Annotated in this window: 7 protein-coding genes and 5 tRNA genes; 9 read left to right on the top strand and 3 right to left on the bottom strand. The window is 43.3% G+C overall.

Annotated elements, in window-relative coordinates; genetic code table 11:
* Positions 1-54: 54 nt before the first annotated feature.
* The 4 genes from mutS (at position 55) to ACRD6K_RS18105 (ending at position 3068) form a co-directional block, all read left to right on the top strand.
* A complete protein-coding gene (gene mutS / locus ACRD6K_RS18120; RefSeq protein ID WP_430974410.1) occupies positions 55-2637 on the top strand; it encodes a DNA mismatch repair protein MutS in 2583 nt (860 codons plus the stop codon).
* Between the two features lie 125 nt (positions 2638-2762).
* Positions 2763-2838 (top strand) — tRNA-Gly (locus ACRD6K_RS18115).
* A 47-nt stretch (positions 2839-2885) separates the two neighbouring features.
* Positions 2886-2970: transfer RNA gene (locus tag ACRD6K_RS18110), tRNA-Leu, on the top strand.
* 25 nt (positions 2971-2995) lie between these two features.
* Positions 2996-3068, top strand: a tRNA-Gly gene (locus tag ACRD6K_RS18105).
* Between the two features lie 465 nt (positions 3069-3533).
* Here ACRD6K_RS18105 and ACRD6K_RS18100 read toward each other — a convergent pair.
* A tRNA-Phe gene (locus tag ACRD6K_RS18100) sits at positions 3534-3609 on the bottom strand.
* Positions 3610-3871: 262 nt separating this feature from the next.
* Positions 3872-3947 (bottom strand) — tRNA-Phe (locus ACRD6K_RS18095).
* Positions 3948-4116: 169 nt separating this feature from the next.
* Here ACRD6K_RS18095 and ACRD6K_RS18090 point away from each other — a divergent pair.
* Together ACRD6K_RS18090 and ACRD6K_RS18085 are read left to right on the top strand one after the other, a co-directional pair.
* Positions 4117-5337, top strand: coding sequence for a M16 family metallopeptidase (locus tag ACRD6K_RS18090; protein ID WP_430974409.1), 1221 nt, complete (start codon positions 4117-4119; stop codon positions 5335-5337).
* Entirely contained in the window at positions 5337-5975 is a 639-nt protein-coding gene (locus tag ACRD6K_RS18085; RefSeq protein WP_430974408.1) for an O-methyltransferase, read from the top strand. The genes ACRD6K_RS18090 and ACRD6K_RS18085 overlap by 1 nt, the downstream gene beginning before the upstream one ends.
* Before the next feature lie 67 nt (positions 5976-6042).
* On the opposite strand, the gene ACRD6K_RS18080 is transcribed toward ACRD6K_RS18085, so the two are convergent.
* On the bottom strand, positions 6043-7473 hold the full coding sequence (locus tag ACRD6K_RS18080; RefSeq protein WP_430974407.1) for a monomeric [FeFe] hydrogenase: 1431 nt from the start codon (positions 7471-7473) through the stop codon (positions 6043-6045).
* A gap of 420 nt (positions 7474-7893) precedes the next feature.
* Between ACRD6K_RS18080 and ACRD6K_RS18075 the strand changes: the two genes are divergently transcribed.
* The 3 genes from ACRD6K_RS18075 (at position 7894) to ACRD6K_RS18065 (ending at position 13340) form a co-directional block, all read left to right on the top strand.
* Entirely contained in the window at positions 7894-8511 is a 618-nt protein-coding gene (locus tag ACRD6K_RS18075; RefSeq protein WP_430974406.1) for an RNA polymerase sigma factor, read from the top strand.
* Positions 8512-8625: 114 nt separating this feature from the next.
* Positions 8626-9702, top strand: a complete 1077-nt coding sequence (locus ACRD6K_RS18070) for a FecR family protein (protein WP_430974405.1) — start codon at positions 8626-8628, stop codon at positions 9700-9702.
* Positions 9703-9893: 191 nt separating this feature from the next.
* Entirely contained in the window at positions 9894-13340 is a 3447-nt protein-coding gene (locus ACRD6K_RS18065) for a TonB-dependent receptor (protein ID WP_430974404.1), read from the top strand.
* Positions 13341-13344: the final 4 nt, after the last annotated feature.

Here is a 13344-nt window from a genome sequence, read left to right as displayed (position 1 = left end):
TTAAAACCCGAATTCGCTTTGACAAAATCAAAAAGATACGTTGAGACCCCTTTGATGAAGCAGTATTACAGCATCAAAGACAAACACCCGGATGCCATTTTGTTGTTCCGTGTGGGGGATTTTTATGAAACCTTTGGAGAGGATGCCATTAAGGCTGCTGAAATTTTAGGGATTACCCTGACCAAACGAGCCAACGGTGCTGCCAATTTTGTTGAGCTGGCCGGGTTCCCGCATCATGCCTTGGATACTTACCTGCCCAAACTGGTGCGTGCCGGACAGCGCGTGGCAATTTGCGAGCAGTTGGAAGATCCGAAGATGACCAAGAAAATTGTGAAACGCGGAATTACCGAGCTGGTAACGCCCGGAGTTTCTATCAATGATAACATTCTGGAACATCGGGAGAATAACTTTCTGGCTTCGGTTCATTTTGACAAGAAGATGGCAGGGGTGGCTTTCCTGGATATTTCAACCGGAGAATTCCTGACGGCTGAAGGAAGCTTTGAATACATCGATAAGTTGCTGAATTCATTCAAACCCAAAGAAGTGTTGTTTCAGCGGGGGAAAGGCAATGATTTCATTGCTTTGTTTGGTGGAAAATTCTACACCTACACCTTGGATGATTGGGTGTACACGGAAGATGCTGCCACCGATCGACTGTTAAGACATTTCGAAACCAAATCATTGAAAGGCTTTGGAGTGCAGGACCTGCATTATGGGGTGATGGCTTCCGGGGCCATTTTACACTACCTGGATTTAACACAACACACCCAGTTGCAGCATATCAGTTCGCTTTCGCGTATTGAGGAAGATAAATATGTTTGGCTGGATCGCTTTACCATTCGTAACCTGGAACTTTTTGGGGTGATTAATGAAGGAGCCAAAACCTTGGCCCAGGTGCTTGATAAAACAATTTCGCCCATGGGGTCGCGCATGCTGAAGCGGTGGATCGCCCTGCCATTGAAAGAGATTTCCGCCATCAATGACCGGTTGTCGGTGGTGGAATACTTCCTAAAGCATGAACCACAGCAGGAAGCGATTTCCGAGCAAATTCGTCAGATTGGTGACTTGGAACGGATCATATCCAAGGTAGCTGTTGGACGCATCAATCCGCGAGAAGTGGTGCAGTTGCGAGCTGCCTTGCGCGCCATCGATCCAATCAAGGACATGTTGGGACAAGCCGATCAGAATGTGTTGAAACGAATGGCTGAGCAGTTGAATCCGTGTCAAACGATTCGGGAGCGGATGGAACGAGAAATAACCGCTGATCCGCCGGTGCAGCTGCATCGTGGAAGCGTGATTCAGGAAGGGGTTTCGGAAGAGTTGGATGAATTGCGTAAGCTGGCCTTTTCGGGGAAAGATTACCTGGCTCAAATGCAGGAACGTGAATCGAAACGCACAGGCATCCCTTCACTTAAAATAGCGTTCAACAATGTGTTTGGCTATTACATTGAAGTACGCAATACGCATAAAGATAAAGTACCGGAAGAGTGGATTCGCAAGCAAACTTTGGTGAGTGCCGAGCGGTACATTACTGAGGAGCTGAAGGAATACGAAAGTAAAATTCTGGGAGCCGAAGAAAAAATACTGGCACTTGAAGCCCGCTTGTACAATGAGTTGGTTGTGGCTCTGGCTGAATACATTCAGGCGATTCAGCTGAATGCCGGGGTAATCGCTCGTCTGGATTGCCTGTTGTCTTTTGCAAGTTCGGCGAAGGAGTCGGACTACAATCGGCCGGAAGTGAATGACTCGGTAAAAATTGAGATTAAGGAGGGGCGGCATCCGGTCATCGAACAACAACTTCCAATTGGTGAATCCTACATTAGCAACGATGTGATGCTGGATCAGGAAGAACAGCAGGTCATTATCATTACCGGACCCAATATGGCTGGTAAATCGGCTTTGTTGCGCCAAACCGCACTAATTGTGTTGATGGCTCAGATTGGTTCGTTTGTGCCTGCCAAGGCAGCTAAAATTGGCTATGTGGATAAAATCTTTACCAGGGTAGGTGCTTCGGATAATATCTCCTTAGGCGAATCTACTTTTATGGTTGAGATGAATGAAGCCGCCAGCATCTTGAATAATTTATCCGATCGAAGCCTGATTTTGCTGGATGAACTGGGACGGGGGACATCGACTTACGACGGAATATCCATCGCCTGGTCGATTGTTGAATACATTCATGAGCATTCGAAAACCAAGGCCAAAACCCTTTTTGCGACGCACTATCATGAATTGAACGAGATGGAAAAGTCGTTTGGTCGGGTGAAAAACTACAATGTAACCATAAAGGAAGTAGGCAATAAAGTGATCTTTTTGCGGAAGCTGGTGCGCGGTGGAAGTAACCACAGTTTTGGTATTCATGTGGCCAAAATGGCTGGTATGCCACCTTCAGTTGTCAATCGGGCCAATGAGATCCTGGGGCAGCTGGAAGCGGCCAATCGTAAGGATGGATTGGCTAAACCTCTGAATGGCATGGCAGAACACCGCGAAGGCTTCCAAATGAGCTTTTTTCAGCTTGATGATCCGGTGTTAAAACAAATTCGGGATGAGATAAAAAATCTGGATATTAACAATCTTACTCCTATTGAGGCACTTAATAAATTGAATGGGATTAAAAAGATCTCCGGATTGAAGTAGGAGCGTGCAAGAGATGTAGAATTTCTCTGATTTTTTAAATATTATTTTTGGAGAAAGAAAAATTAGCAATATATTTGCATCGCTGTTTTCAAGAGCACGAGAGCAGACGTTCTTTAAAAATAGATGCGAGAGTAGCTCAGTTGGTAGAGCACGACCTTGCCAAGGTCGGGGTCGCGGGTTCGAATCCCGTCTCCCGCTCCATTCTTAAAAGTAAGTTTGGAGAAATCTTAAATTGACTTTTAAAGGATGCCCGGATGGTGGAATTGGTAGACACGTTGGACTTAAAATCCAATGACCATTGCGGTCGTGCGGGTTCAAGTCCCGCTTCGGGTACACTTAGTACTTTGTAAGTATTGTTGCGAGAATAGCTCAGTTGGTAGAGCACGACCTTGCCAAGGTCGGGGTCGCGAGTTCGAGTCTCGTTTCTCGCTCATCAGAAAAGCACTTCATGAAAATGAGGTGCTTTTTTATTTTCAGAATGATTCGTTCGGATCAGTAAAAATTCAATCCTGCTTTTTTTAATGTATGGTCTTTTGCGCTGAATTCAATTTGGCGTGGATGACTTCTGTTTGTTGTTTCCCTGCTGAGGCAATGGCGATGGCTTGCTGGGGGCAAAAGGGCTACTCCTCGGGCTTTGATTTGAAATCAGGACATGGGTGTCGGATTGGTTGCTGAAGGCCTGGAAAAGGCTTGCAAATCCTTTGTTTAAGCATTGGGCTGTTTGTCGACGACAAGCCGTTGTCTTTTTCGCGGAATTGAAATGCAAAGGTGTTGGTTGGGATGAAGGAGTTGTTGGTAAAATCCAAAATCTTCAGGAAATATTCTGAATTTTAAGAAGAGGTGGGCTTAAAAACAAAAAGCCTTTGAGTCGGAACTCAAAGGCTTTGCTGCAATCTTGGTGGTGCCACCTGGAATCGAACCAGGGACACACGGATTTTCAGTCCGTTGCTCTACCAACTGAGCTATGGCACCGTTGATTTTGCGGTGGCAAATATAGTGCAAAATATTTAACTACAAAACATTTTTTACGACTTCCTGTAAATAGTCTGCGAAGATTAGTTGGAGGCAATGGTTAATTGCCGGCAGCCCTGATGGTTACTGCTTGACAGCTTTTTCCGGATCAATTTTAAAATGGAGATTTCTTATTTGGAGCTCCGCTTTTCGGGCGATCTTGGCAGTGGGCTTAAAAACAAAAAACCTTTGAGTCAGAACTCAAAGGTTTTTGTTGCTATTTTGGTGGTGCCACCTGGAATCGAACCAGGGACACACGGATTTTCAGTCCGTTGCTCTACCAACTGAGCTATGGCACCGTTGTCTTTAGCGATGGCAAATATACGCTGAAATATTTAACTTCAAAACATTTTTTAGGGGTCTGTGAATAAAAAATTCCGGCTTTTTGCAGAACCTTTTCTTTTCCATGGATTTATAAGTTGAAATATCATTAACGTTTTCTACTTTTGCAGTCCAATTTAAGAGAACGTGAAAATCAATACACATATATTAAGCAATGGTATCCGGTTAATTCACCAGCAAGTGGAGTCGCCGGCAGCCCATTTCGGAATTATTATAAACACCGGATCAAGAGATGAATCTCCAGAAGAACAAGGAATTGCTCACTTTATTGAGCATGTTATCTTCAAAGGAACCAAAAAACGCAAGGCCTATCATATTATCAGCCGAATTGAAGATGTAGGTGGCGAGATTAATGCTTACACTTCCAAAGAAGAAACGGCTGTTTATGCCTCTTTTCTGAATGCCTATTATGACCGGAACATGGAGTTGATTAGTGATATATTGATTAACAGTACTTTCCCGGTAAAAGAGTTGGAGCGGGAAAAGGAAGTGGTTCTGGAAGAGATCAATTCGTATAAAGACAGCCCTTCGGAATTGATCTTTGATGATTTTGATGAGCTGATGTTTGATGGGCATCCCATCGCACGCAACATTCTAGGTACTCCGGAACATGTTCGATCCTTTACACGGGATGATATTTTTCGGTTTTTGCAGAATAACTACCATACAGACCAGATGGTGCTTAGCTCAGTGGGAAACATTTCGTTTGCCAAAATATTAAGCCTGGCCGAAAAGTATTTTGCCCCAATTCCAACGCGGCTGCGAACAACCAATCGCCTGCCTTTTAAGCATTATACGCCAGGTACACGACATGTTAAGCGCGATACTTTTCAAACACACTGTGTAATTGGAAATCTTGCTTACAGTGCGCAGGACAAAAAGCGCATGGGCATGGTGCTGCTCAACAATATTTTGGGAGGACAGTCCATGAACTCCCGCTTGAACCTGGCTTTGCGAGAACGCAACGGGATGGCTTATAATGTGGAGTCGGGCTATACTGCTTATTCCGACACCGGTCAGTTTAATGTTTATTTCGGAACTGAACACGACAACCTGGATCGGGCCCTGAACTTGGTGAATAAAGAGTTTCGTCTGCTTAAAAACAAGCCGCTGGGCATTTTGCAACTAAGCAAGGCCAAAAAACAGTTGATTGGTCAGATTGCTTTGTCGAGTGAAAATCGTGACGACCTGATGCTTACGTTGGGCAAAAGTTTTTTGCTTTACAATAAGGTCGATAGTTTGCCCCGGATTTACCAAAAAATTGAAGCAATTACCAGCAGCCAGCTGATGGAAATTGCCAATGAGATTTTTGATGAGCGGCAATTGAGCATTTTAACGTACGAATAATGGAACAAACAAACGAACTGGAGAAATATATCCTGGAGCATATTGATGAGGAAGATGCGGTACTACAGGAGTTGGAACGCGAAACTTTTTTGAAGGTGCTTCGCCCGCGTATGCTTTCGGGGCATGCCCAAGGAACCATTTTAACGATGATCAGTCAGATGGTTCTGCCCAATCGGATTCTTGAAATTGGCACCTATACCGGGTATTCGGCTATTTGTCTGGCAAAGGGCTTGGCCGAAGGTGGCCTGTTGCACACCATTGAGATAAATGATGAGCTTGAAACAATGGCTCGGACCTATTTTGAAAAAGCGGGTATTCAGGATCAGGTTTGTCAGCATATTGGCGATGCCTGTGCAATAATTCCACAGCTGGACGAGCAGTTTGAGCTGGTCTTTATTGACGGTGATAAGCGGGAATATGGCAGTTATTTTGACCTGGTGATTGACCGGGTGCCCTCAGGCGGAATTTTGATTGCTGATAACATTTTGTGGAGCGGCAAAGTGGTTGAAGCGGTAGATGAAAAGGATGAGCAAACGCTGGGAATTTTAGCCTTCAACCAAAAAATTAAAGATGATCCTCGGGTAAGTCAAACCATCCTGCCTTTTCGCGATGGGCTGATGCTGATTCGCAAAAAATAGAGCAAGCGGACTGTTAGCTCCTTGCTCTATTTTTTGTGGGTGTTTTGTATCCGAAGAGGCTCCGCGCCTACGATAAGGCCCGGATTCCCTGAATGAAATTCTTTTTGGCTTTGGCCGATTTAACATTGGCTCCGGGGCCGCTGATACAGCCTCCTTCGCAAGCCATCACTTCGTAAAACTGGGCCGAGTTTTTTCCTTTTTCCAGCATTTTGATTTGACGCATAGCAGCCTTGTCAATGCCATCAATTTGCTCAAATGTGAAATTTTCTGCTTTTTTCTCCGCCAATACAGCATTCAGCACACCTCCACTTCGGGCAAACCCGCGCGACTCAACGGTATATTTCTCCAGAGGGACAGCCTCCATTTTTTCAGGCTCAATGCCCATTCCTTCCATGATGGCATCCAGTTCCTCAAAGCTCAAAACAAAATCGACTGAGCCCAAATCACGAGCTTCTTTTCGTTTGGCCACACAGGGCCCAACAAAGACAAGTTCTGCATCGGGATATTTTTCGCGCAGTTCTTCGGCGGTGTAGGCCATTGGCGATGGGGTGTGCGATACATTGGGCTGTAGCCCGGGGGCATGCTTGCGTACAGCTTCAACATACGAAGGGCAGCAGGAAGTGGTCATAAACGGTGCATTCTGCTCCAGTTTTTCCTTCAGTTCTTCGGCTTCGTGGCGGGCTGTTTTTTCAGCTCCACGAGCGACTTCAACCACTTCGGCAAAACCAATTTCCTTGATGGCGGCCAGCACTTTCCCGGGAGCTTCCTGGTATTGGGCTAAAATGGCCGGGGCAATCATGGCAATGACTTGCTTTTTTTGTTCAATATTTTTGAGAACATCTACCATGGCCGACAATTCGAAAATGGCTCCAAAAGGACAGGCCGTGATGCATTTCCCACAGTAGATGCATTTATCTTCATCGATCTTTTCAATTCCTTGCTCGTTCTTGCTGATGGCGCCCACGGGGCAGGCTTCCTCGCATGGAATGGGAATGTAAACAATGGCGTGGTAGGGACAGGCCTTTTGGCATAATCCACAGTTAATGCAGTCTTCCGCCTTAATCTCAGTTTGCCCTGAAGGGGTAAAGCGGATGGCATTTTTCGGGCAGTTCATCACGCACGGGCTGGCAACACAGCCACGACACAGGTTGGTCACCACATAGTTGGCTTGCACGCAAGAGGTACAGGCTTCGTCAACAACGGTTAAAATAGCGTTGGATAAACTGTCGCGTTGAAGGGCCTTTTCCGCATAGCTGTGCAAGGGCACCAGTTCGATATCGGCCTCAGGAACTTCAAACCCCAGTAGCGGAAGCATTTTGTAACGGGTAATGGCTCGTTCCTTGTAAATGCAGCAACGGCCACGGGCTTCTCGGTTTTTGGGATACAGCTCAACGGGCAAGCTGTCAATTTGGGTGCTTAGGTTACCTTCCTGAAATAGTCTGACCAGTCTGGCTATCAGCTCGTGCCGAATGATCATCACATTGTTTAGATATGCCATTTGTTGCCTTGTTTTTTCTGGCGGCAAATGTACGTATTTTTTATGCTGAATAACATGAAAAGCAATTATATATCCTCATTTAAAACGAAATTAACACAGTGTCAATATAGTGCTTGATTTTGGTTTGTCACGGGTAGGTTTTGACCCTGAGTTTGCCTGAGAATTTTAGACGCTTGTACTTGCTGGCGTTTTATATTCTTGAGGCTATTCAAAACAGTTCTTCTCTGCTTTTGGGACTGAAAAAATTGATCAGTAAGCAGGGGCCTGACTTTTTTTATTTTTACCTACTTTTATGCGATCAGAAGTCATTGATAGAAAACAATTTTTTCTGCAATTCTGAGAATTGTATTTTGTTGGAGGATGATTTTTTCTCTTTGATATCTTATTCCTTGTTGGCTAATGGTTTGTCATCTAAATAAAATGGACATTGATAGCTCGAAGAATTGGTTGACGTTTCTTGAGGGAGACCGAGATGCTTTAGGAAGACTTTTCCGGTTGTATTTTTCGGATTTGCTTGCTTATGGTATGAAGTTTATTCCATCGGATGATTCGGTAAAAGACCACATTCAGAATTTATTTGTGCGACTTTGGGAGAAGCGCACTCAACTCCGGCCGGTAGGAAATGTAAAGGTGTATTTGCTGATTAGTTTGAAGCATGATCTATTGCAAAGTTTGAAGGCGGAGCAACCGAAGAAGAAGCTGGAAGAGATAATGGATGCTGGATGGTTTGAAATTTCAGTTGAGGATTTCATGGTTGAAAGAGAACAGGAAGCAGAACTATCTCAAAAGGTTGTATCTTGTTTGGAACAACTCACTTCACGCCAGCGTGAGGTTATTTACTTGCGTTTCTATCACAATTTCGATTTTCCCAATATTGCTGAAATCATGGAGATGAATATTCAGTCTGTCCGGAATTTACTGTTTAGAACTCTGGAGAAAATACGAAAAGAGGTGGGAGAATCGGATATTCATCAGCCTGGAAATATCGAATTGATTCTATTAAGTTTATTTGGACATTCTTCTTGCTCTGTTTTTTGAACGTGCTTTCTTTCTTTTCGATTTTTCCTTTCGTGAACTTTTTTTGAAATAAAATAAAATTAGGTGAGTATAAAGTTTTGATTTTGCCATCCTTTAAATAGAAGCTCAAAAAGGATGAAGCAAAATAAACAAAATATTTACGAGAAATTAATTGCTGATCAGCGATTTGTTGCTTGGGTATTGAAAACGGGTGAGGAGGACAACAGCTATTGGGAACAATGGGAGGAAGAGCATCCGGAATACTTGCCTGTATTTAAAGAAGCTTGTGAAACCGTGCGGATGTTTCGTTTTGCAAAGGTAAATCCTTCTCCAGTCGAAATTGATCGGCAATGGGAGCAGGCTGAACAAAGAATGCAGACTGAAACAAAAAGGCTAATAACTCCAGTTGTTTTGGGATGGTATCAGCGAGTTGCTGCCATTTTGATTTTGCCTATAACCATCGCTGCCCTTTGGTTTTTCTACAACCAACTGCAATTAGAAGCTGATTTCAAGCGCGTGGCGAATTATCACCAGGAACACCAGGTTCAGGTTGAAGCGCCACTTGGAGGCCAGTTGGTTGCCGAATTGCCGGACGGTTCCAAAGCCTGGTTGAATTCGGGTTCTACCTTGAATTATCCGGCAGTTTTTTCCCGGGAAAAACGGGAAGTGGAAATGTCTGGTGAGATTTACTTTCAGGTTGCTAAAGGGGAAGAACCATTTTTTGTGAAAAACCTAGGACCTACCATTCAGGTTCATGGAACCGAATTCAATGTCCATGCTTACGAAAATGAAGAAAATGTAACCGTTGCTTTGGCTGAAGGAAAAATCTCGTTAAACAGCAACGGTCAGCAGCTGGAAGTGATTCCGGGAGAGGTGGTCACATTTAACCGCGCCAGTGAACAGCTGGATAAGCAAAAGGACGACATTTACCCCTATACCTGTTGGCGTGAAGGAAGATACATTTTTCGAAATGCATCTCTAGGCTCCGTTTTACGAACCTTGGAACGACGGTATAATGTGTCGATTGAACTTCGGGATGGAGAGGAACTGAGTCACACGAAATACAATGCAACGATAAGTGGAGAACCCTTGGAGCAAATTCTGGAACTATTGACATTTACGGCTCCATTGGATTATAAATACAAGAGAGCCAAGATACTTGAAGATGGTAGCTTTTCGAAAGCAGAAGTTATACTCTGGAAAAATAAATAGCCAAATGATGTCACCGAAAAAATAAAATGCCTATGAAAAAAACAAGGATGCGAAAGTGCTGCGAACACTTCCGCATCTGATTCTTAGTGTTTAATTAGCTTGTATAAATTACTAATCAGTACAAATTTATGAAAAAAAAGAACATGCTACAGCCGGCATTCGGACCCGGTATGCATAAGATCCTTAGAATTATGAAATTAACCATTTTTTTAACCTTGATTTGTGTTATTCAGGTATTTGCCGAAAAAGGATATTCACAAACCACTAGTCTAACGGTTGAGCTAAAGAATGAAACCATTGAGAATGTCCTGCTAAGCATCGAGGAGCAGAGTCGTTTTGTGTTTTTGTACAATAAAGACATGATTGATGTAAGGCGTAAAGTGGATGTCCGCTTTGTAAAAGCAGATGTTAAAGAAGTATTAGAATCCATTTTTGAAGGTACTGGCGTTGACTATCGCATTATCGACAATCAAATTGCGTTAAGTCCAGGGTACGAAGGTCAGGCTCCAACGATTACGGTAAAGGGAAAAGTTACTTCTCCTGATGGTGAATTTCTCCCTGGGGTGGCAATTATTGTAAAAGGAACCTCACAGGGCACAGTAACTGATATAGATGGTGCATACTCCTTGACTGATGTTCCTGCTAATGCAACGTTGGTCTTTTCATTTGTAGGGATGAGGGCCCAGGAAGTGGCCGTGAATCAGAAAAGTCAAATCGATGTTGTTTTAGAAGAAGAAACCATTGGAATTGACGAAGTTGTAGCGGTTGGGTATGGCGTGCAAAAGAAGGTGAATTTAACCGGAGCTATTACAGCTGTAAAAATGGATGAGCTAAGTAACATTTCTACAACCAATGTTTCGAATACCTTGGCCGGACGTGCTCCTGGAGTAAATATTACCGGAAACTCAGGCTTAATGGGGGCTACATCAGATATCCGGATTCGTGGGGGGTTTGGAGAGCCTCTTTTTGTGATTGATGGAATTGTTCGGGATAAAGAAGCTTTTGATGCCCTTGAAGTGAATGAAATAGATCAACTGAGCTTTTTGAAAGATGCAGCAACTGCTTCTATTTACGGTTCTCAGGCTGGTAATGGAGTTGTGCTGGTGGTGACTAAAACTGGAACAAAGCAAGAACCTGAGTTCAACTATCAAGGTTCATATACTTTTATGACTCCGACTCAAGAACTCTTTGCAGATAAAACAACAGCGATTGATGAATTGATTTATCAAAACCGTGTTGCAGAATTTCAGGGATTGGATCTTCCTAATGGAGAAAAAGAGTTCGAATATTTTAAAGATAAGAACTACAATGTAAATGATTATATCTGGCAAACTCCCTGGAATCAAAAACATTCTATGAGTGTGTCAGGCGGAAGCGAAAAGGTGACTTACTATGCATTGGGAAGTTATATTGGAGAAACAGGATCGTATAAAAACCTGGAGAATGACAAGTTCAATTTACGTTCAAACGTGACTGCACATATCACGAATAGAATTAAAATGAACCTAAACTTGTCTGCCAACCTACAAAAACAAAACCGGTTTTATTGGCCTTTCTCCGGAGATGATGAACAAACCATCGGTGACCTTTATCGCTGTACTTTTAACTGGCCCAAAACCTATCCGTTCTACCTATACGAGGATGGAACACCTGCAAACGAAGTAACGAATTTCCCTGTTCAAACTCCTATGGGAAGCTGGCAGGCCTGGAACGTAATCGATCAGGTAATCGGAGATCGATACATCAAGACCCGGAAACGAGAGGTAAATGCCATTTTGTCTTTCGATATTGATTTAGGCAATTTTATTCCCGGACTTAGCACTAAGTTTGTTGGAAACTACATCAGTAATGATTATATGCGGAAAAAGTACCTAACTTATCAGCATAACTATGTTTGGGCTGCGGCCAATCCCGACGACAACCGATTCGTTCCTGCTGTTCCAGATCCAAACAAGATGAATACCTTTACTTTTTCTCAAAATCAGGAATTCTTGAGCTACAATGTTCGTACGTTATGGAGTGAGCAATTGAACTGGTTTTTGAACTACGATAATTCATTTGGAAAGCATGACATTGCTGCTACTGTAGTATGGGAGCAAGCCGCAAACGGAGGCGAATATGTGTATGCAAAAGGAGAAGATCCGCTAACGAATTACGACCAGATGTTTGTGTATTCAACCGATGCCGAAAGGAGATGGGGATCGGCGAGTGAGGTAACAGGTGGTCGTCTCTCTTGGATCGGAAGATTTAATTATACTTATGCTCAGAAATATATTGGTGAGTTCTCATTCCGGTATGATGGTAATACGCTCTTTCCAAAAGGGAAAAGGTGGGGATTCTTTCCCTCAGTATCAGCAGCATGGCGAATTAGTGAGGAAGGCTTTATGCAAGATTATTCAGGATGGTTAGACAATCTGAAGATTCGGGCATCTTATGGAACTACAGGTAATGACTTGAATGTAGCGAATAATGAAATTTTGCCGTTTTCGTACATGCCTGTTTTTCAGTCAGGAAACTCTTATGTATGGGGTGATAATCTAAACCTGGGAATTGAACCGGGGGCGACTCCCAATCCATTTCTGACTTGGGCAACTTCTACCACTTATAATGTGGGAGTTGATATTACGGTGTTTGATAACAGATTGTCAGGATCTATCGAAGGATTTTACAAAGAAGAGGAAGATATTCTGGGCTCACGTATTGTAACAATTCCTGATACTTATGGACAAGAGCTGGCTCCTGAAAACTATGCCGCAAGATCATGGCGTGGCTTGGAGTTCAATGCTATGTGGAGAGACAAAGCATTTGATGATAAATTAGATTATTCGGTTTATGGAAATGTTGGTTTTTCAAAAGACCAATGGGATGTTTTGGATCAAACGGCATTGTATTCGCCAGGAGGCAATCTTGAAGAATTTTCTGCTATTGGCAGTCCGCTTAATCGTTTGACTGGTTATAAGACAATTGGAATTATTCGCACACAAGAACAATTGGATGAGCTTTTAGCTAAAGGTTTTACCCAGTGGGGACGTGATCCTTACCTGGGAGGATTGTATTTTGAAGATGTAAGAGGAGATGGTTATACCTCTGGTCCTGACGGTAAAATTGATGGTAACGACATTCAGCTACTTTCAGAGAATGGGGCTCCGCGAATTAATTATGGATTTGGAGGCAGCGTTACCTGGAAAGGTTTTACTGTGGACATGCACTTTCAGGGAGTAGGAATGTACGACCGGATGATCAGCAACCTTGGAACCAACTATGGTGGTATTCGTCAGTACGGAGGTACAGTAAGACCATATTACCCAATTTGGGCTGATGATGTTTGGACTCCGGATAACCCCGATACAGATTATCCGCGTGTAGTTGGTAAAAACTGGTACGAATCAGGAACTGGCAACCAGTCTTTCTGGATCAGAAACGGAGCTTATTTACGATTGAAAAACTTGAATGTTGGTTATGCAATTCCTCAGGAATGGTTGACTGGCTTGCGAATTAGCTCAGCACAAGTGTTCTTTAATGGTACCAATTTGTTTGTTCTTTCTCCAATGACAGAGTTCCACGATCCGGAACAGGATTGTTATGACTCTTATCCATTGATGAAATCATTTACTTTCGGTATTGATATTAAGTTTTAAAACA

The organism is Sunxiuqinia rutila (assembly GCF_050589705.1).
Taxonomy (GTDB): Bacteria; Bacteroidota; Bacteroidia; order Bacteroidales; family Prolixibacteraceae; genus Sunxiuqinia; species Sunxiuqinia rutila.
Note: the sequence above shows the minus strand (reverse complement) of the source record. Positions and strands in the feature narration are given on the sequence as shown.

What these genes read in the sequence shown, in the direction of transcription:
- mutS (WP_430974410.1), top strand. Translation starts at nt 55, where the DNA reads ATGAAGCAGTATTACAGCATCAAAGACAAACACCCGGATGCCATTTTG.
- ACRD6K_RS18085 (WP_430974408.1), top strand. Translation starts at nt 5,337, where the DNA reads ATGGAACAAACAAACGAACTGGAGAAATATATCCTGGAGCATATTGAT.
- ACRD6K_RS18080 (WP_430974407.1), bottom strand. Translation starts at nt 7,473, where the DNA reads ATGGCATATCTAAACAATGTGATGATCATTCGGCACGAGCTGATAGCC.
- ACRD6K_RS18075 (WP_430974406.1), top strand. Translation starts at nt 7,894, where the DNA reads ATGGACATTGATAGCTCGAAGAATTGGTTGACGTTTCTTGAGGGAGAC.
- ACRD6K_RS18070 (WP_430974405.1), top strand. Translation starts at nt 8,626, where the DNA reads ATGAAGCAAAATAAACAAAATATTTACGAGAAATTAATTGCTGATCAG.
- ACRD6K_RS18065 (WP_430974404.1), top strand. Translation starts at nt 9,894, where the DNA reads ATGAAATTAACCATTTTTTTAACCTTGATTTGTGTTATTCAGGTATTT.